The following is a 16,991-nucleotide window of genomic DNA, read 5'->3' on the forward strand; positions in this document are numbered from 1 at the left end:
CATCTTGTAATCGTTGCACATGCACGGTGGTCGAAAATAATCACGCGCAGACCGAGGCATCTGGTAAAAAGCGTTCTTTGTCTGCGCCGTGGTGAAACGATTAATGTTCCTGTCCTTGCTGACTCGTCTGCGACGCCGCCGCTTGGCATTCGCCATGATGGCCGCGTTGATCATTGGCGTGCCGACGAGTTGTGCGGTGCTGGAACACACCGAGCGCAAACTGCTTTTTCGCATTGAGCCGGGCACTGCCGGCTGGTATCGCGGACTGCCCGGCAGCGTTCAGGAACTCGATCTGCAACCGAAGAGTTTCAAGGCCGGGCAGAACATCCATGCCTGGTGGTGGCCGGCGGAACGTGCCAATGCCCCGGCAATCCTTTACTTGCATGGCGTGCGCTGGAACCTCACCGGACAGTTGTTCCGCATAGAGCAACTACGCGCGGCGGGCTATTCGGTGCTGGCCATCGATTATCGAGGGTTCGGCCAAAGCAAGGGTGATCTACCATCCGAAAGCAGCGTTTATGAAGATGCCCGCGTGGCGTGGGAGCGCTTCCAGGTGCTGCAACCGGACCCGAACAAGCGCCTGATCTACGGCCACTCTCTCGGTGGCGCGGTGGCGATTGATCTGGCGGCCGAACTGGGGCAGAACGCAGCCCGCAACCACACACCTCTGCCGGTACGCGGTCTGGTCATTGAATCAACCTTCACTTCCCTGGCCGATGTCGCCGCCGCTGTGGCGAACACCTCGCTCCCGGTGCGCTGGTTGCTGTCGCAGAAATTCGATTCCATCGACAAGATCGCCGATATTCATATGCCGCTTTTGGTGGTGCATGGCCTGGCTGATGCCTTTGTGCCGCCGCGCTTCAGCGAGCAGCTGTTCAATGCCGCTGAGCAGCCCAAGCGCCTGTTGCTGGTGCCCGGAGCAACACACAACAACAGCATGGCGCTTGGCGGTCAGGGGTATCGCAAGGCACTGGATGCGTTGATGCAGACCAAAGCGGCCCCGCAGGTTGCCGGCCCGACAGTCGCCAAAGGCTCTCGAGACTCCTGAGTTGTCCGGTCAGCCTTGGTCAACCTGCCTCAACGCCGGGCCAATTCGTGGCGTACGCATTGTTCGTAATAGGTCTGCTTGACCGCTGCCGGTTTGAGCTTCGAACTGCTGTTGTAGGTCTGCTCGGTAATCCCCATTGCGGTCATGCGCATCCATGGCTGCTGGAACCGCCGAACCTGCAATTGCTTGCGCGCGCCATACAGTGAAACTCCTGACAACTTCGATCGCTGCGCCCCGGCAGCGATATCCGAGCCCCAAGTGCAGGCAAAGCGATGGCCCTTGCTTAACTCTTTTGCCTGCACTCCCGAGGCGATCAAAGCCAGGGAAAGCATCGCAACGGTGATGACAATCGTCCGCATATAGCCAGCCTAACCTTTTGAAAAGAGGCGATTTTGCCGGGGCGAAATGTCTCTGGGGGCCAGCAATTTGCCTGCTGTCAGGATTTTTTTCATCAGGGTGAAATTCGCCGCTCGTCCAGTACCGCGCACCTTTGCCAGACAGGCCTATCCAACGCTGTACATCCCACCGCGCAGAAGGCCCACGTTATGAACAAGAAAATTTTCGCCTTGTCGTTTTTCAGCCTTTGCCTGATCGGCCCGATTCACGCTTCGGCAGCCGAATCCACGGCGGGCGCAGCCACCCCTGCCACGGCCTTGCCCGGCGTCAATCATGCAGAAAGCTCTCGCGACCATGACGAGAAGGCAAACAAGAAAGGCGAAGAGTCCTCAGGCGCCAACGCGGGATCAGAGCCGCATGAGACAGAGAAGGATGCGGCGACGTCGAGCGATTCCGAAGACCTGGATAAAAAACCCGCTCAGTAAGAGTGGATTCGCTTTTAGTAACGAAAATCCGACACCGAAACTAGCGCAACACCGGGTGATATCAATATGATGCGCGCACTGGCCGCCATAGAGGGCGGCCAGAGGAAAATACATCCAAGGAATGCAAATGAAAGATTTCGTCATCGGCGTCAACAACATCGTTCTCTACATCGCACTGGCGGTCATCCTGATCGTTTCCCTCTTCATGATGAGCCAGAGCTTTCTCTCGGGTCTCGGTATGTTCGTAGGCGGCACCCTGGGCTGGTGCATCGTCTCCGGCTTCTGGTTCGTGCAATCGGCGACCTATGAAGAACTGCGCAAGCTGAACTCGAAAACCAACTGATCTGCGCCGAGTACTCGTTAAAGAGAAAAGGCCAATGTCATCGACATTGGCCTTTTTTTTAGCGGCGAAGAGACTGGTTCGTCATTGTTTGGTGCACTGAGCGCCAAGTCCCATGCCCATGGAACCCAGAGCTACCATCGGGCCGCTCGGCAGCTCGCACGTATATTCACCGCTTTCGGTTTGAGCGGTATAGAAAGTTGTATTGAAGTCACTGCGGATGTTGGAAACCTTGATCACGGGTTTGCCGATGGTGGTCTGTGCGCGATTCTTGAGATCACTCTCCCCGGGCTTTACGGTCTGGCATCCAGTGACCGCGAGGACCAGTGTTGCGATTAAAGCGAGAACCGGAATAGTCCTTGATAAGTTCATTGCAGATCGACCTTTTTGATTTTGTACCGGAAAAATTTGACAGTCAGCTGCCAAGCGACAGGACTTTAAGGTCGAGCCGGAACAGGGGCAATTAGGTCGGATGTGCTAATGGCTGAAGGCTAGTGGCGCTCTCAGTGAAGTTTTGCGACTGCCTTCGGGATCGCAGGTCGCTACTAATGAGTTGGTGAAACTGCTATCCGCAAGCGATCACTGCCCTCCTCCCGGCAATCGATACGGACCGGCAAAAACAGCTGGATGACTTCAATGTTGCTGCGCAAATGATCAGTCATGCGCGGCGTAGTGAACGATCCACCGCCGGCCAGCGCCATCGGTAACAGCAACTGATCGGCCAGATGCTCAGCCACCGCAGCACCACTACGCAGCCAGTCAGCAGCCTGATTGATCGCGGCATCCGCTACTTTCTCAGCGCGTAACGACACTTGGCCAAATGCGCTGAACACTTCAGTGACGTGTTCGAAAACGTACTCCAGCAATAATACATTGCCCGGGCCGCGCGCCGGATCAAGCGTCACCGCTTGCAGCGCCTCCGCAAGCCAGTTCAACCGCTTGGCCACTTGGCTCAGTTCTCGCTGAGCGACGGTAGGCGCAAGTCCGGCAGTCAGCGCCAGAGCCTGCCGTGAAATCGCCTCGCCGCGCTCACACACATCCAGTGGCGTCAGGCGCGACGGCTGCACCGTCACGGCAATCTCGCCACCGCCAGCCGGTACGAAACCATGACGCAACAACTCCAGCTCGACATTGCCGCCCATGCGTCGCAGCAGCGGCAGCCAACTGCGCGAGAGGAAATCCGTCGGCGGTGCCAGCGGATTGTGGGTGCCACCGGAGATCGTCACTCGACTGGCCTGCGGCGCCCGCAACAAGGCTGGCAACAGCGTCTGTAGCACCAGCGTGCAACTGCCCGCCGTGCCAATAGCGAACTGAAAGTTGCCTCCGCTAATCTCGCCCGGTTCGAAGCTCAGGGCTTGCGACCCCAGATGCGCACCAGATATCTCTGCACCACAAACCTCGGCCGCCGCCATCACGGCTGTCAGATGTTGACGCAGCAGTCCCGGACGGCTGCGTCTGGCGCGGATCTGTTTAATACGAAACGCCCGGCCTGTCACCATCGACAGGCTCAGCGCACTGCGCAACACCTGACCGCCACCAATGGCGCCGTCCAGTTCAATTATTTCTTTCATTGCAATTCCTTACGCGTACAGCCCGACAATGTCCCTGAGGTACCGTTTAGCCGTCGTGGGTCTTCCTGGGTTCTGACCAAAGCTCGACATTCGCGCTTCAGCTGAGCCGTGATGAACCGGCGCATTGACCGATGACGTGCTCTCGCCAGCGCCGCAGGTCCTTATCCTTTGACGCACACCACTTGACGCAGGGTGTGCAACACTTCCACCAGCTCACGCTGGGCGTGCATGACTTTGTCGATGTCCTTGTAGGCCATCGGAATTTCGTCAATCACCGCTTCGTCCTTGCGACACTCCACGTGGGCCGTGGCGCGAATCTGATCGGCGACGGTGAAGGTATTCTTGGCCTTCGTGCGGCTCATGGTGCGCCCGGCGCCATGGCTGCAGGAACTGAATGACTCTTCATTGCCCAGCCCGCGAACGATGAAGCTCTTGGCGCCCATCGAGCCCGGAATAATCCCCAGCTCGCCCTTCTTCGCTGACACCGCGCCTTTGCGGGTAATCAGCACGTCTTTACCGAAATGCCGTTCCTTCTGCACGTAGTTGTGATGGCAGTTGACCGCTTCGAGCGCGACCTCGAAAGGCTTGTGGATGAACTGCCGCGTCGCCTGAATCACTGCGCGCATCATCAGTTCACGGTTGTGTCTGGCGAAATCCTGCGCCCAGCCAACCGCCTCCACGTAATCATCAAAATGCTGGCTGCCCTCTTCGAAATAGGCCAGGTCACGGTCCGGCAAATTGGCAATGTGCTGACGCATATCGGCTTGGGCCATCTGGATGAACAGGTTGCCGATAGCGTTGCCGACGCCACGCGAACCGCTGTGCAACATGAACCAGACACGGTTGGCTTCATCGAGGCACACTTCGACGAAGTGGTTGCCACTGCCAAGCGTCCCCAAATGCGCCCGGTTGTTGGTGTTGGCCAATTTCGGATACTTGTCGGTGATCAGTTTGAAGCGCGGCTGCAACCCCGCCCAGGCCTGATCGGCTTGCTGCGGAACCTCGTCCCAGGCGCCTTTGTCTCGCCGCGAACGATTCGAACTGCGGCCGTGCGGCACCGCTTGTTCGATTGCAGTACGCAATCCATGCAGGTTGTCTGGCAGATCTGCAGCCGTCAGCGACGTACGCGCAGCGATCATGCCGCAACCGATGTCGACGCCCACCGCTGCCGGAATGATCGCGCCGACCGTTGGAATCACGCTGCCAATTGTCGAACCCTTGCCCAAGTGCACATCGGGCATGACCGCCAGATGCTTGAAGATGAACGGCATTTTTGCCGTGTTCATCAACTGTGCGCGGGCTTCGTTTTCAACCGGGACGCCTTCGGTCCAGAGTTTGATGGGCTTGCCGTTGCCGACTTCGAGAAGCTGGTAGGTTTGGTCTTTCATATCTTGGTGTCCATGTTCGTTTCCATCAGCATTGCAGCCGCTGTGCCAGCCTTGGATGCGGCTATGGTTTTTCTGCTATGTTTTTGATTTCAATAGCCTTTATCTCTGATGCGACGTATCTCGATAATCTATGGAAGACAAATCCGACCAGCAAAATTATCATTTCATATCGTCATTTATCTTATGAGATAAGCATGCCCAACAAACGCACGGTTGCCATCGGATTTATCGGAGCCACCCTGGATCGTGTCGGCAAAGGTGCCAGCCGGTGGAATTATTGGCGGCCAAGCGTAGGTCTGTGCCAACAAACAGACCTCCCTGTCCATCGGCTTGAATTGATTCACGGCCTCGACGCGCGCGACGTCAGCCTAGCCGAGCGTGTCCGAGCGGACATCCAGCAGATTTCTCCGAGCACCGAAGTGCGCCTGCATCCAATGTCGCTGCGCAATCCTTGGGATTTCGAAGAGGTGTACGGCGCACTGCACGACTTCACCACTGCGTACAATTTTGACACTGAGCACGAGGATTACCTCGTCCACATCACCACCGGCACCCACGTCGCACAGATCTGCTGGTTCCTGCTCACCGAGGCGCGCTATCTGCCGGCCCGACTGATCCAGACCTCCCCCGCCAAGCGCAAGAGCGAGAACGAGCCCGCCTGCGGCACTCATGCGCTGATCGATCTCGATCTGTCGCGCTATGATCGGATTGCTTCACGCTTCGCCAGCAAACGTCTCGAAGGCCTGGAATTTCTCAAGTCCGGCATCGCCACGCGCAACCCGGCCTTTAACCGCTCCATTGAACAGATCGAGCGCGTTGCGCTGCGCTCCAAAGCCCCCATGCTGCTGATCGGCCCGACCGGCGCCGGCAAATCCTTCCTGGCGCGGCGCATCTACGAACTCAAACGCAATCGCTATCAGATGCAGGGCCGCTTTGTCGAAGTCAACTGTGCAACCTTGCGTGGCGACGGCGCGATGTCGGCCTTGTTCGGCCACGTCAAAGGCGCCTTCACCGGTGCGCAAAACGCTCGCGATGGCCTGCTGCGCGCCGCAAACGGCGGCATGCTGTTTCTCGATGAAATCGGCGAGCTCGGCGCAGACGAACAAGCGATGCTGTTAAAAGCAATCGAAGAGGAACGCTTCTTCCCGCTGGGCTCGGACAAGGAAGTCGAGAGTGATTTTTTGATCATCGCTGGCACCCACCGCGACCTGCGCAGCCGGGTCGCCGAAGGCGCGTTTCGCGAGGACCTGTATGCGCGGATCAACCTTTGGACATTCGACCTGCCCGGCCTCGCAGGGCGCCGCGAAGATATCGAGCCAAACATCGATTTCGAACTGGAACGCCACGCGCGCGAACATGGGCAACGCGCGCGTTTCAATCTCGAAGCACGCCGACGCTACCTCGCCTTCGCCAGCTCACCTGCAGCAGCCTGGCTGGGCAACTTTCGCGAACTGTCCGCATCGATTACGCGGATGGCGACTTTGGCCGACAGCGGGCGCATCGATGAAGCGCAGGTAGATGATGAGATCGATCGATTGCGGTATGCGTGGGGGTTGGCGCAACCCTCTGCGCTATCGACCGAGTTTCCAGGAGATGGCGAGAGCATGGACTTGTTCGATCGCTTGCAGTTGAAGGCTGTCATTGAGGTGTGCCAGCAGGCGGACAGCCTGTCGGATGCCGGCCGACAGTTATTCGGGGTTTCCCGGCAGGCCAAGGCGCAACCTAATGATGCCGATCGCTTGAGGAAGTATCTGGGGCGGTTCGGGCTTGAGTGGGGCGGAGTAGTGGGCATGAAGTGACACGACATTCACGCTCACGGCGCCAATGACTGCTGTAGAAAAAATGAATTAGCCGCCTGATCCCTCGGTCAAGAATTATGAACGCAGTAAATCTGACGAGGTGACAGCAATGACTATCCAGGCAGAGACACTCGTACAACTGACCGAAGCGCTTCAAGAGCGCGGCATGAAGATGGTTTCAGACGTTCATTTCACACGCGCGCCGTACCGATACAACCACCGCTGGATCTGCATAGTCGAGTAAACACGCTTGTTGCCGGCGCCTGGATCGATCATTCAGGTGCCGGCGCCGCTCGGCTTCGCCCTTAAAACCCAGATAACCGTCTCCATCTACATCTCGGCTACGTTGTTAGCGGATTCGGTGGCAATAAAAAAACCCGGCGCGATGGCCGGGTCTCGTACACGATACGAATTCAATGCGTCTATTTCGCGCCGCCGTTGTCGCGACCGGTCTGGGCATCTTGATCAGAGCCAGGGTTCCCGGGTGGCGGATTCCAGTCTTCTGGTCGTTCGTCGGTACCTTGCTTTGGCTCAGAGTCAGCTTGCTCCAGGCCGGAGTCATGACCTTCGCCAGAATCAGGGGTTTGCTCGCTTGGTCCCGGGTATGGGGCTTCAGGGCCATTGTTGTCGTCGATCATCATTTTCTCCCGTCAGTGGCGCAGGGGCTGCGCGTAATAAGTGAGAGGAGATCGGCGCACAGAGAGTGCTGTTGGCTCGACGAGCGGACATTCTGACTAACCTGAGCACTTGGTGATGCGAGTCGCAGGCGTGATCGGTAGCCCTGCAAATCTCACACACATGAAAAAGGCCAATGCTGTGAACATTGGCCTAAGTCATTGAAAAATATGGTCGGGACGGAGTGATTCGAACACTCGACCCCTAGCACCCCATGCTAGTGCGCTACCGGACTGCGCTACGCCCCGACTGATGTTGCATCTCGCTCTTCACCTCGAAGAGCGCTCAAGAATATATCGCAAGCGTTTGAAAACTGGAAGTATTCAAACGCCGCTTTTTATTTCTTGAGCACCACCAGGACGTCTTCCAATTCGGCAATCATCTGCCGAATCATCTGTTTGTACTGGGTGGTATCGTCTTTGGCTTCGTCGCCGGACAGGCGCAGACGTGCGCCGCCGATGGTGAAACCCTGATCGTAAAGGAGCGCGCGGATCTGCCGGATCATCAGCACGTCCTGGCGCTGATAATACCGGCGGTTCCCGCGGCGTTTGACGGGGTTGAGCTGAGGAAACTCCTGCTCCCAGTAGCGCAGCACGTGTGGCTTTACGGCACACAGCTCGCTGACTTCACCAATGGTGAAGTAGCGTTTGCCCGGGATGACGGGTAGTTCGTCGTTATGACTTGGTTCCAGCATAAGCCTCAACTCGGGCCTTCAACTTCTGCCCTGGACGAAAGGTGACCACACGGCGAGCCGTGATCGGGATTTCTTCCCCCGTTTTCGGGTTGCGGCCAGGCCGCTGGCGTTTGTCCCGAAGGTCGAAATTGCCGAAACCGGACAATTTGACCTGCTCGTTGTCTTCAAGAGCGTGCCTGATTTCCTCGAAAAACAGTTCTACCAATTCCTTGGCTTCCCGCTTGTTCAGGCCCAGCTCTTCATACAGACGTTCCGCCATCTCAGCTTTCGTCAAAGCCCCCATACGTCACTTCCTTAACGTGGCGTTCAACCTTTGTTCGAGCGAGGTGAGGATATTTTGCGTCGTCGAATTCACCTCATCGTCATTAAGAGTGCGCGATGGATGCTGCCAGGTCAAGCCAACTGCAAGGCTTTTTCTATCAGGATCAATACCTTTACCCTGATACACGTCAAACAGCCTGAGCTCTGTGAGCCATTCGCCTGCATTTTCACGGATTACGTCCAGTACAGCCGAGGCCGCGACGTCTTTGTGCGCGATCAGTGCAAGGTCACGACGCACTTCAGGAAAGCGCGACAACTCGTGGAATTTTGGCATTTTACCGAGCGCCACTTCCGCCAGAACCAGCTCGAAGACGAACACCGGACGATCCAGGCCCAAGGCTTTCGACAATTCTGGGTGGATCGCACCAATGAAGCCTACTTCGCGACCTTCACGCTCAATGCGCGCGGTCTGACCCGGATGCAGCGCCGGGTGTTTCCCCGGAGCAAAGGTGAACGAATCCAGGGCACCAGCGAAACCCAGTACCGCTTCCACGTCAGCCTTTACGTCGAAGAAGTCGACGGTATCCCGACCCTGCGCCCAGCCTTCCGGCAAGCGACTCCCGCAAACAACCCCGGACAGCATAGGCTCTTGCTTCAAGCCCTCAAGCTGACCAACGAAGCGCAGGCCGCTCTCGAACAGACGCACGCGATCCTGCTGACGGTTGAGGTTGTGCTGCAACGCCTTGACCAGACCTGGCCACAACGACGAGCGCATGGCGGCCATATCGTTGGAGATCGGATTGGCCAGCAACAGCGGCTCGACACCTGGATTGAACAGCTCGAACTGACGCGGATCGATGAAGCTGTAAGTGATCGCTTCCTGATAACCACGAGCAACCAGCAGACGACGCAGCTCAGGCAGATCACTCCGCGCTTCGGCCTTGGCTTGTGGCGCCAGACGCGCTTGCGGATAGCGAACCGGCAGACGGTTGTAACCGTACAGACGAGCCAGCTCTTCGATCAGGTCGACTTCCAGGCTGATATCGAAGCGGTGGCTTGGCACTTCAACTCGCCATTGACCTTCGCCGTCAGCGGTAATGCTCAGGCCCAAGGCACTGAGCAGACGCTCGACCTGTGCCGAATCCATTTCCATGCCGAGCATCTGCGTGATGCGCTGCGCACGCAGAGTGATCGGTGCAATCGATGGCAGATGTTGCTCGCTGACGGCCTCGATGATCGGACCAGCTTCGCCGCCAGTGATTTCCAGCAGCAGGCCAGTGGCGCGCTCCATGGCTTCACGCGCCAGCTGCCAGTCAACGCCACGCTCGTAGCGATGCGAAGCGTCGGTATGCAAGCCGTAAGAACGTGCCTTGCCGGCAACCGCAATCTGATCAAAGAACGCAGATTCGAGGAACACATCACGGGTGGTCGCGGAAACACCGCTGTGCTCGCCACCCATGACGCCGGCGATCGCCAGTGCACGAGTGTGGTCAGCGATGACCAGCGTATCGCTACGCAGGCTGACTTCCTGACCATCGAGCAGAACCAGCTTCTCGCCCTCTTCAGCCATGCGCACACGAATGCCGCCATTGATTTCGGCGAGATCGAAAGCGTGCAGTGGCTGGCCGAGTTCGAGCATCACGTAGTTGGTGATGTCGACGGCAGCGTCGATGCTGCGCACGTCGGCGCGACGCAGACGTTCAACCATCCACAGCGGAGTTGGCTTCGACAGGTCGACGTTACGGATGACCCGGCCCAGATAACGCGGGCAGGCGGCTGGCGCCAGCACCTCGACCGAACGGACTTCGTCGTGTACCGCTGCAACCGCAGCCACCACAGGACGGGTTACCGGCACGGCGTACAGCGCGCCGACTTCACGGGCCAGACCGGCCAGGGACAGGCAGTCACCACGGTTCGGGGTCAGGTCAACCTCGATGCTGGCGTCTTCCAGATCCAGATACACGCGGAAATCTTCGCCCACCGGCGCATCAGCCGGCAACTCCATCAGACCGTCGTTGCCTTCACCAACCTGCAGCTCGGCCTGCGAGCACAGCATGCCGTTCGACTCGACGCCACGCAGCTTGGCTTTCTTGATTTTGAAGTCGCCCGGCAGTTCTGCGCCGATCATGGCGAACGGAATCTTCAGGCCCGGGCGCACATTTGGCGCTCCGCACACGACCTGGAAGGTTTCCGCGCCATTGCTGACCTGGCACACGCGCAACTTGTCGGCGTCTGGATGCTGCTCGGTGCTCAGCACCTCGCCCACAACCACGCCGCTGAATACACCGGCGGCCGGCGTAACGCTATCGACCTCAAGACCGGCCATCGACAGACGAGCAACCAGCTCATCGCGATCTACCTGCGGGCTAACCCAGCCACGCAGCCATTGTTCACTGAATTTCATCCTGCTCTCCTAAGAATTCGTTACGACTAGCGAAATTGCGCGAGAAACCGCAAGTCGTTGTCGAAGAACAGACGCAAGTCGTTCACGCCGTAACGGAGCATGGCCAGACGCTCGACACCCATGCCGAAGGCAAATCCGGAGAACTCTTCCGGATCGATGCCGGACATGCGCAGCACGTTCGGGTGAACCATGCCGCAGCCCATCACTTCCAGCCAGCCGGTCTGCTTGCAGACGCGGCAGCCTTTGCCGCTGCACATCACGCATTCCATATCGACTTCAGCGGATGGCTCGGTGAACGGGAAGTACGAAGGGCGAAAACGCACGGCCAGTTCTTTCTCGAAGAACACCCGCAGGAATTCTTCGATGGTGCCTTTGAGATCGGCAAAATTGATATCGCGATCGACCAGCAGGCCTTCGACCTGGTGGAACATCGGCGAATGGGTGATATCGGAGTCGCTGCGATACACGCGGCCCGGGCAGACGATGCGGATCGGCGGCTGCTTCGATTCCATGGTGCGGACCTGTACCGGCGAGGTATGGGTGCGCAGCAACATGTTGGCATTGAAATAGAAGGTGTCATGCATCGACCGGGCCGGGTGATGGCCTGGGATGTTGAGCGCTTCAAAGTTGTGGTAGTCGTCTTCGACCTCTGGGCCTTCGGCAATGCCGTAGCCAATGCGGGTGAAGAACTGCTCAACGCGCTCCAGAGTCCGGGTGACCGGATGCAGACCGCCAGAGGTCTGGCCACGGCCCGGCAATGTCACGTCGATGGATTCGGCAGACAGTTTGGCAGCCAGCTCGGCTTCTTCAAACAATGCCATGCGCGCATTGAGAACGCCTGTAACACGTTCCTTGGCAACGTTGATCAGCGCACCGACTTGCGGACGCTCCTCTGCCGGCAGATTCCCCAGGGTCTTCATCACCTGAGTCAATTCGCCCTTCTTGCCAAGGTATTGAACCCGGATTTGCTCCAGGGCATTGATATCTTCAGCGCTTTGCACAGCCTCTAGTGCTTGAGAGACCAGCGCATCCAGGTTTTCCATGTACAGACTCCAGATACAAAATAGGGGAAGAGCTTGAAGGCTCTTCCCCTATTTATGACGTTTAACACCTGACCCCACAGAGGTGAGGCCGGGTGACTGTCGGGGGTACTTAAGCCAAGGTGGCTTTAGCTTTCTCGACAATCGCAGCAAACGCCGCTTTTTCGTTCACTGCCAGATCAGCCAGAACCTTGCGGTCGATCTCGATGGACGCTTTTTTCAGGCCAGCGATGAAACGGCTGTAGGACAGACCGTTAACACGAGCACCAGCGTTGATACGAGCGATCCACAGAGCGCGGAACTGACGTTTTTTCTGACGACGGTCACGGTAGGCGTACTGGCCTGCCTTGATTACCGCTTGCTTGGCAACACGGAATACGCGGGAGCGTGCGCCGTAGTAGCCTTTAGCAAGTTTCAGAATTTTTTTGTGACGCTTACGGGCAATGACGCCACGCTTTACACGAGCCATGAGTTACTTCCTCTATTCTTGACTAAATTAACGAAGGCGCAGCATGCGCTCGACTTTTGCCACGTCAGACGGATGCAGCAAGCTGCTACCGCGCAGTTGACGCTTACGCTTGGTCGACATTTTAGTCAGGATGTGGCTCTTGAAAGCGTGCTTGTGCTTGATGCCGTTAGCAGTTTTCAGAAACCGCTTGGCAGCACCACTTTTGGTTTTCATTTTTGGCATGTTCGGATACTCCGCATTCAGTTGATAAACATAATCAGAAGGCCTGCCGTGCCCTGTTGATTACTTCTTCTTTTTCGGGGCGATGACCATGATCAGCTGGCGTCCTTCCATCTTAGGATGCTGTTCGACCGAACCGTACTCGAGCAGGTCTTGTTCAACCCGCTTGAGGAGTTCCATCCCCAGCTCCTGGTGGGCCATCTCACGGCCGCGGAATCGCAAGGATACCTTGGCCCTGTCCCCGTCACTCAGGAAACGTACCAGGTTGCGCAGTTTTACCTGGTAATCCCCTTCCTCCGTCCCTGGACGAAACTTGATTTCTTTAACCTGAATCTGCTTCTGGTTTTTCTTCGCCGCGGCAATCTGCTTCTTCTTCTCGAAGATCGATTTGCCGTAGTCCATCACCCGGCAAACAGGCGGGACTGCATCTGCGGAAATTTCCACCAGATCAAGCTTTGCTTCTTCAGCGATACGAAGCGCTTCATCAATCGAGACGATGCCAATCTGCTCGCCATCAGCGCCAATTAACCGAACCTCGCGTGCCGAGATATTCTCGTTGATCGGGGCTTTCGGTGCAGCTCGTTTATCTTGTCTCATTTCACGCTTAATAATAATTACTCCGAATCTGGGCGACCACGCCGGGAAACCGCTTGCGCGAGAAACTCAGCGAACTGGGCGACGGGCATCGAGCCCAGGTCAGCACCTTCACGAGTACGCACAGCGACAGTCTGCATCTCGACTTCCTTATCTCCGATAACCAAAAGATAGGGAACCTTGAGCAAAGTATGCTCGCGGATTTTAAAGCCGATCTTTTCATTTCTCAAGTCGGACTTGGCACGAAATCCGCTTTCGTTGAGAGTTTTTTCAACCTCTGCAACAAAATCTGCCTGTTTATCAGTGATATTCATGATCACCGCCTGGGTTGGCGCGAGCCACGCAGGGAAAGCACCTTCGTAGTGCTCGATCAGAATCCCGACGAAACGCTCGAACGAACCGAGGATCGCGCGGTGCAACATCACTGGGTGTTTGCGGCTGTTGTCTTCGGAGACGTATTCAGCGCCCAAACGGACAGGCAGGTTAAAATCGAGCTGCAAGGTACCACACTGCCAGACGCGACCGAGACAATCTTTCAGCGAGAACTCGATCTTCGGCCCGTAGAAAGCACCCTCGCCCGGCTGCAGATCGTACGGCAGGCCAGCAGAATCAAGGGCTGCAGCCAATGCTGCTTCAGCGCGATCCCACAGCTCATCGGAGCCGACGCGTTTTTCCGGACGAGTGGACAGCTTCATCTCGACTTCGGTAAAGCCGAAATCGCGATAGACGTCCATGGTCAGCTTGATGAACGCAGCGGACTCGGCCTGCATCTGCTCTTCGGTGCAGAAGATGTGCGCGTCGTCCTGAGTGAACGCTCGCACACGCATGATGCCGTGCAACGCACCCGACGGCTCGTTACGGTGGCAGGCACCGAACTCGGCCAGACGCATCGGCAACTCACGGTAGCTTTTCAGGCCCTGATTGAACACCTGCACGTGACACGGGCAGTTCATCGGCTTGATGGCGTAGTCGCGGTTTTCCGACTGAGTGGTGAACATGTTGTCGGCATAGTTGGCCCAGTGCCCGGATTTCTCCCACAGGCTGCGGTCGACGACTTGAGGAGTCTTGATCTCAAGGTAGCCGTTGTCGCGCTGGATCTTGCGCATGTACTGCTCGAGCACCTGGTACAGAGTCCAGCCATTCGGGTGCCAGAACACCATGCCCGGCGACTCTTCCTGAGTGTGAAACAGGCCCAGACGCTTGCCGATCTTGCGGTGATCGCGCTTCTCGGCTTCTTCGATGCGCTGGATGTACGCCGCCAGCTGTTTCTTGTCAGCCCAAGCGGTGCCGTAGACGCGCTGCAATTGCTCGTTCTTGGCGTCGCCACGCCAGTAGGCGCCCGACAGCTTGGTCAGCTTGAAGGATTTCAGGAAACGCGTGTTCGGCACGTGCGGACCACGGCACATGTCGACGTATTCTTCGTGATAGTACAGACCCATGGCCTGCTCGTTCGGCATGTCTTCGACCAGACGCAGCTTGTAGTCTTCGCCACGGGCCTTGAACACTTCGATCACTTCGGCGCGCGGAGTGACTTTCTTGATGACGTCGTAATCCTTCTCGATCAGCTGCTGCATGCGCTGTTCAATGGCCGCCATGTCTTCCGGCGTGAAAGGACGCTCGTAGGCGATGTCGTAATAGAAGCCTTCGTCGATGACCGGGCCGATGACCATCTTCGCGGTCGGGTACAGCTGCTTGACCGCGTGGCCAACCAGGTGCGCGCAAGAGTGGCGAATGATCTCCAGCCCCTCTTCATCCTTTGGCGTAATGATTTGCAGGGTCGCGTCGCTACTGATGATGTCGCTGGCGTCGACCAGTTGGCCATTGACCTTGCCGGCGAGCGTGGCCTTGGCCAGACCTGCACCAATGGATGCGGCAACCTCGGCTACGGAAACCGGGTGATCGAATGAACGTTGACTGCCGTCGGGAAGAGTAATAGTTGGCATGGCGCCTCCTCTCCTAGTGGTGACCCCTACCAAAGGTCACGTGGGTTGGGATGAGCCAGTACAAGATCCGATCCAGGCCATTCAATGACGAACGCCTGCCTTACAGCGGCAGGAGCCTTGCGGCCAACCGGAAAACCGAACCAGAGTGACTGGGATTCAAATCGGGAAAAATCGCACGCCGACCGCTTCGGGACTGAAGGTCATCCGAAGCCTGAGAACGCTTGAGCCCGGCATGCTAGCACAGATGAGCGGTCGCCTACGCCCTGATTTGGCAGAAGGCCAAATGTCCGTTTTTATGCCAGAGTGCTGAACTTGATAGGCCGTTGCGCCCTCAGATAACAAGACATTGACCCACAAGGAGCATCCTCGCATGCGTCTGAAAAGCTTATTCGCCGTCGTCGCCCCCGTCGTCCTGCTGCTGCCACTGAGCGCCCATGCCGACTGGCCGAAAGGCGAGCGCGAAAAGTACATGGCCCAGTGCACTCAGGCTGCCACGCAGCAAATCGGTGCTGCGGCAGCGAAATCCCACTGCGCTTGCGGAGCTGACGCCATCAAGTCCTATCCGGCCAGCGACATTCAGGCGCTGATGGACAACAAGGCGACTCCTGAATTGCAACAGAAAGCCCTTGGCCAGATCGCCAAATGCAAGGCAAATACCGCCCCGAAAAAATAAGAAAACCGGGTATTAACGTCGGCTGAAAGGCGGTAAAAAGTGCTGGAAATGAGCCTTTTCAGACGATTTATGCAGCTTTTACAGGTTTTTTTATCGTCTTTACGTTTCGCTGAAAGCCTTTCAAACCGGGGCTTTCAGCAGAAACGGGTGGTAAAGAAAACACGACTGATTGGCAAACAGCACGTCCGGGGGGCTCCCAAAGCGAACATTTCGACTATGATATCCCGGTGTGCCCAGTTGGCCTGAGCAGCACAGTACTACTGAAAATATATGTTTCTTGGAGATACACCATGTCTAATCGCCAAACCGGCACCGTTAAATGGTTCAACGATGAAAAAGGCTTCGGCTTCATCACTCCTCAAGGTGGCGGTGACGACCTGTTCGTACACTTCAAAGCTATCGAATCCGACGGTTTCAAAAGCCTGAAAGAAGGCCAGACCGTCTCTTTCGTGGCTGAGAAAGGCCAAAAGGGTATGCAAGCTGCACAGGTTCGCCCAGAGTAATTTCTCGGCGCACTAAAAAAACCCCGTCCAAGTGACGGGGTTTTTTATGTCTTGAACAAAGTGTTCAGCCGCAATTGACGCGGGTAACCACCAGGTTGTTGTCGGTGTTCAGATTCAGGCGATCGGAGCGGTATTCCAGGGTGATCATGTCGTTTGGCTTGAGGAAGCGCGCATTTTGCGCACCAGCCTTGGCACGCGCCTGATCCAGCAATTCAGGGGATGCCTTCTTGCCGATGGCGAATTGCGCTGCCGATGCTTCGCAGCGGCTGTTTCCGGATTCAGCCGCCACGGGTTCCTTTGCCGACTGGCTGGAGGTTGTGCTGCAACCAGCCAACAGCGCAGCGGCCATCAGTGCACCCAGTGTCGCGAACTTCAAAGGCATGAAGCCTCCTTGTTTTCAAATGTTTAAGCAGAGATCGTGCGACCGCCAATGTGGCGTTTGGTTTCAAGGCGCAAGCCATGCCCTGCCCCACGAGCGGAAAAATGCCGAGTGTGCCTGAGCGGCGCGCGGCGACTCAGCAAACAATCGTGACTGAATATTAACGACGC

Annotated in this window: 19 protein-coding genes and 1 tRNA gene; 6 read left to right on the forward strand and 14 right to left on the reverse strand. The window is 57.1% G+C overall.

Going from position 1 to position 16,991, the window contains the following annotated elements; genetic code table 11:
* Positions 1–103: 103 nt before the first annotated feature.
* Entirely contained in the window at positions 104–1,048 is a 945-nt protein-coding gene (locus KVG85_RS10470) for an alpha/beta hydrolase (RefSeq protein ID WP_217863804.1), read from the forward strand.
* Between the two features lie 29 nt (positions 1,049–1,077).
* Here KVG85_RS10470 and KVG85_RS10475 read toward each other — a convergent pair whose 3' ends face one another.
* On the reverse strand, positions 1,078–1,407 hold the full coding sequence (locus KVG85_RS10475; RefSeq protein ID WP_024012417.1) for a hypothetical protein: 330 nt from the start codon (positions 1,405–1,407) through the stop codon (positions 1,078–1,080).
* Positions 1,408–1,593: 186 nt separating this feature from the next.
* Here KVG85_RS10475 and KVG85_RS10480 point away from each other — a divergent pair, with 186 nt between their 5' ends.
* Positions 1,594–1,869 carry a hypothetical protein gene (locus KVG85_RS10480; RefSeq protein WP_024012416.1) on the forward strand — a complete coding sequence of 92 codons (276 nt, stop codon included), beginning with the start codon at positions 1,594–1,596 and terminating at the stop codon, positions 1,867–1,869.
* A 127-nt stretch (positions 1,870–1,996) separates the two neighbouring features.
* Positions 1,997–2,212, forward strand: coding sequence for a hypothetical protein (locus KVG85_RS10485; protein ID WP_016774063.1), 216 nt, complete (start codon positions 1,997–1,999; stop codon positions 2,210–2,212).
* An 81-nt stretch (positions 2,213–2,293) separates the two neighbouring features.
* Here KVG85_RS10485 and KVG85_RS10490 read toward each other — a convergent pair whose 3' ends face one another.
* From KVG85_RS10490 to KVG85_RS10500, 3 genes are all read right to left on the reverse strand, one after another.
* A complete protein-coding gene (locus tag KVG85_RS10490) occupies positions 2,294–2,581 on the reverse strand; it encodes a hypothetical protein (RefSeq protein ID WP_217863805.1) in 288 nt (95 codons plus the stop codon).
* A gap of 173 nt (positions 2,582–2,754) precedes the next feature.
* Positions 2,755–3,780 (reverse strand): RNA 3'-terminal phosphate cyclase, encoded by a 1,026-nt coding sequence (gene rtcA, locus KVG85_RS10495; protein WP_217863806.1) that lies wholly within the window; start codon positions 3,778–3,780, stop codon positions 2,755–2,757.
* 161 nt (positions 3,781–3,941) lie between these two features.
* On the reverse strand, positions 3,942–5,168 hold the full coding sequence (locus KVG85_RS10500) for an RtcB family protein (RefSeq protein ID WP_217863807.1): 1,227 nt from the start codon (positions 5,166–5,168) through the stop codon (positions 3,942–3,944).
* A 194-nt stretch (positions 5,169–5,362) separates the two neighbouring features.
* Between KVG85_RS10500 and rtcR the strand changes: the two genes are divergently transcribed.
* Positions 5,363–6,967 (forward strand): RNA repair transcriptional activator RtcR, encoded by a 1,605-nt coding sequence (rtcR, locus tag KVG85_RS10505; RefSeq protein ID WP_217864968.1) that lies wholly within the window; start codon positions 5,363–5,365, stop codon positions 6,965–6,967.
* 846 nt (positions 6,968–7,813) lie between these two features.
* On the opposite strand, the gene KVG85_RS10510 is transcribed toward rtcR, so the two are convergent.
* The 9 genes from KVG85_RS10510 to thrS form a co-directional block, all read right to left on the reverse strand.
* A tRNA-Pro gene (locus tag KVG85_RS10510) sits at positions 7,814–7,890 on the reverse strand.
* A gap of 89 nt (positions 7,891–7,979) precedes the next feature.
* Positions 7,980–8,336, reverse strand: coding sequence for a MerR family transcriptional regulator (locus KVG85_RS10515; protein WP_003179985.1), 357 nt, complete (start codon positions 8,334–8,336; stop codon positions 7,980–7,982).
* Positions 8,317–8,619, reverse strand: coding sequence for an integration host factor subunit alpha (ihfA, locus tag KVG85_RS10520; protein WP_002553164.1), 303 nt, complete (start codon positions 8,617–8,619; stop codon positions 8,317–8,319). The genes KVG85_RS10515 and ihfA overlap by 20 nt, the downstream gene beginning before the upstream one ends.
* A gap of 3 nt (positions 8,620–8,622) precedes the next feature.
* Entirely contained in the window at positions 8,623–11,001 is a 2,379-nt protein-coding gene (gene pheT, locus KVG85_RS10525) for a phenylalanine--tRNA ligase subunit beta (RefSeq protein WP_217863808.1), read from the reverse strand.
* Positions 11,002–11,027: 26 nt separating this feature from the next.
* A complete protein-coding gene (gene pheS / locus KVG85_RS10530) occupies positions 11,028–12,044 on the reverse strand; it encodes a phenylalanine--tRNA ligase subunit alpha (protein ID WP_003226365.1) in 1,017 nt (338 codons plus the stop codon).
* A 109-nt stretch (positions 12,045–12,153) separates the two neighbouring features.
* The gene (gene rplT, locus KVG85_RS10535; RefSeq protein WP_002553161.1) at positions 12,154–12,510 is read right to left on the reverse strand and encodes a 50S ribosomal protein L20; all 357 of its coding nucleotides are present in this window, start codon (positions 12,508–12,510) and stop codon (positions 12,154–12,156) included.
* Positions 12,511–12,537: 27 nt separating this feature from the next.
* Positions 12,538–12,732 carry a 50S ribosomal protein L35 gene (gene rpmI / locus KVG85_RS10540; RefSeq protein WP_002553160.1) on the reverse strand — a complete coding sequence of 65 codons (195 nt, stop codon included), beginning with the start codon at positions 12,730–12,732 and terminating at the stop codon, positions 12,538–12,540.
* Positions 12,733–12,792: 60 nt separating this feature from the next.
* Positions 12,793–13,344 (reverse strand): translation initiation factor IF-3, encoded by a 552-nt coding sequence (gene infC, locus KVG85_RS10545; RefSeq protein ID WP_169432615.1) that lies wholly within the window; start codon positions 13,342–13,344, stop codon positions 12,793–12,795.
* Entirely contained in the window at positions 13,344–15,266 is a 1,923-nt protein-coding gene (gene thrS / locus KVG85_RS10550) for a threonine--tRNA ligase (protein WP_024012407.1), read from the reverse strand. The genes infC and thrS overlap by 1 nt, the downstream gene beginning before the upstream one ends.
* 370 nt (positions 15,267–15,636) lie before the next feature.
* Between thrS and KVG85_RS10555 the strand changes: the two genes are divergently transcribed.
* Together KVG85_RS10555 and KVG85_RS10560 are read left to right on the forward strand one after the other, a co-directional pair.
* Positions 15,637–15,939: a hypothetical protein gene (locus KVG85_RS10555; RefSeq protein WP_016774048.1), complete on the forward strand. Its 303-nt coding sequence runs from the start codon at positions 15,637–15,639 to the stop codon at positions 15,937–15,939.
* Between the two features lie 290 nt (positions 15,940–16,229).
* Positions 16,230–16,442 (forward strand): cold-shock protein, encoded by a 213-nt coding sequence (locus KVG85_RS10560; protein ID WP_003179963.1) that lies wholly within the window; start codon positions 16,230–16,232, stop codon positions 16,440–16,442.
* 64 nt (positions 16,443–16,506) lie between these two features.
* Here KVG85_RS10560 and KVG85_RS10565 read toward each other — a convergent pair whose 3' ends face one another.
* Positions 16,507–16,824, reverse strand: a complete 318-nt coding sequence (locus KVG85_RS10565) for an I78 family peptidase inhibitor (protein ID WP_217863809.1) — start codon at positions 16,822–16,824, stop codon at positions 16,507–16,509.
* Positions 16,825–16,991 lie beyond the last annotated feature (167 nt).

The organism is Pseudomonas triticicola (assembly GCF_019145375.1).
In the GTDB taxonomy this organism is placed as follows: domain Bacteria; phylum Pseudomonadota; class Gammaproteobacteria; order Pseudomonadales; family Pseudomonadaceae; genus Aquipseudomonas; species Aquipseudomonas triticicola.

Bases quoted from the DNA above. Each gene is read 5' to 3' on its own strand.
- KVG85_RS10470 (WP_217863804.1), top strand. From the start codon at position 104: ATGTTCCTGTCCTTGCTGACTCGTCTGCGACGCCGCCGCTTGGCATTC.
- KVG85_RS10475 (WP_024012417.1), bottom strand. From the start codon at position 1,407: ATGCGGACGATTGTCATCACCGTTGCGATGCTTTCCCTGGCTTTGATC.
- KVG85_RS10480 (WP_024012416.1), top strand. From the start codon at position 1,594: ATGAACAAGAAAATTTTCGCCTTGTCGTTTTTCAGCCTTTGCCTGATC.
- KVG85_RS10485 (WP_016774063.1), top strand. From the start codon at position 1,997: ATGAAAGATTTCGTCATCGGCGTCAACAACATCGTTCTCTACATCGCA.
- KVG85_RS10490 (WP_217863805.1), bottom strand. From the start codon at position 2,581: ATGAACTTATCAAGGACTATTCCGGTTCTCGCTTTAATCGCAACACTG.
- rtcA (WP_217863806.1), bottom strand. From the start codon at position 3,780: ATGAAAGAAATAATTGAACTGGACGGCGCCATTGGTGGCGGTCAGGTG.
- KVG85_RS10500 (WP_217863807.1), bottom strand. From the start codon at position 5,168: ATGAAAGACCAAACCTACCAGCTTCTCGAAGTCGGCAACGGCAAGCCC.
- rtcR (WP_217864968.1), top strand. From the start codon at position 5,363: ATGCCCAACAAACGCACGGTTGCCATCGGATTTATCGGAGCCACCCTG.
- KVG85_RS10515 (WP_003179985.1), bottom strand. From the start codon at position 8,336: ATGCTGGAACCAAGTCATAACGACGAACTACCCGTCATCCCGGGCAAA.
- ihfA (WP_002553164.1), bottom strand. From the start codon at position 8,619: ATGGGGGCTTTGACGAAAGCTGAGATGGCGGAACGTCTGTATGAAGAG.
- pheT (WP_217863808.1), bottom strand. From the start codon at position 11,001: ATGAAATTCAGTGAACAATGGCTGCGTGGCTGGGTTAGCCCGCAGGTA.
- pheS (WP_003226365.1), bottom strand. From the start codon at position 12,044: ATGGAAAACCTGGATGCGCTGGTCTCTCAAGCACTAGAGGCTGTGCAA.
- rplT (WP_002553161.1), bottom strand. From the start codon at position 12,510: ATGGCTCGTGTAAAGCGTGGCGTCATTGCCCGTAAGCGTCACAAAAAA.
- rpmI (WP_002553160.1), bottom strand. From the start codon at position 12,732: ATGCCAAAAATGAAAACCAAAAGTGGTGCTGCCAAGCGGTTTCTGAAA.
- thrS (WP_024012407.1), bottom strand. From the start codon at position 15,266: ATGCCAACTATTACTCTTCCCGACGGCAGTCAACGTTCATTCGATCAC.
- KVG85_RS10555 (WP_016774048.1), top strand. From the start codon at position 15,637: ATGCGTCTGAAAAGCTTATTCGCCGTCGTCGCCCCCGTCGTCCTGCTG.
- KVG85_RS10560 (WP_003179963.1), top strand. From the start codon at position 16,230: ATGTCTAATCGCCAAACCGGCACCGTTAAATGGTTCAACGATGAAAAA.
- KVG85_RS10565 (WP_217863809.1), bottom strand. From the start codon at position 16,824: ATGCCTTTGAAGTTCGCGACACTGGGTGCACTGATGGCCGCTGCGCTG.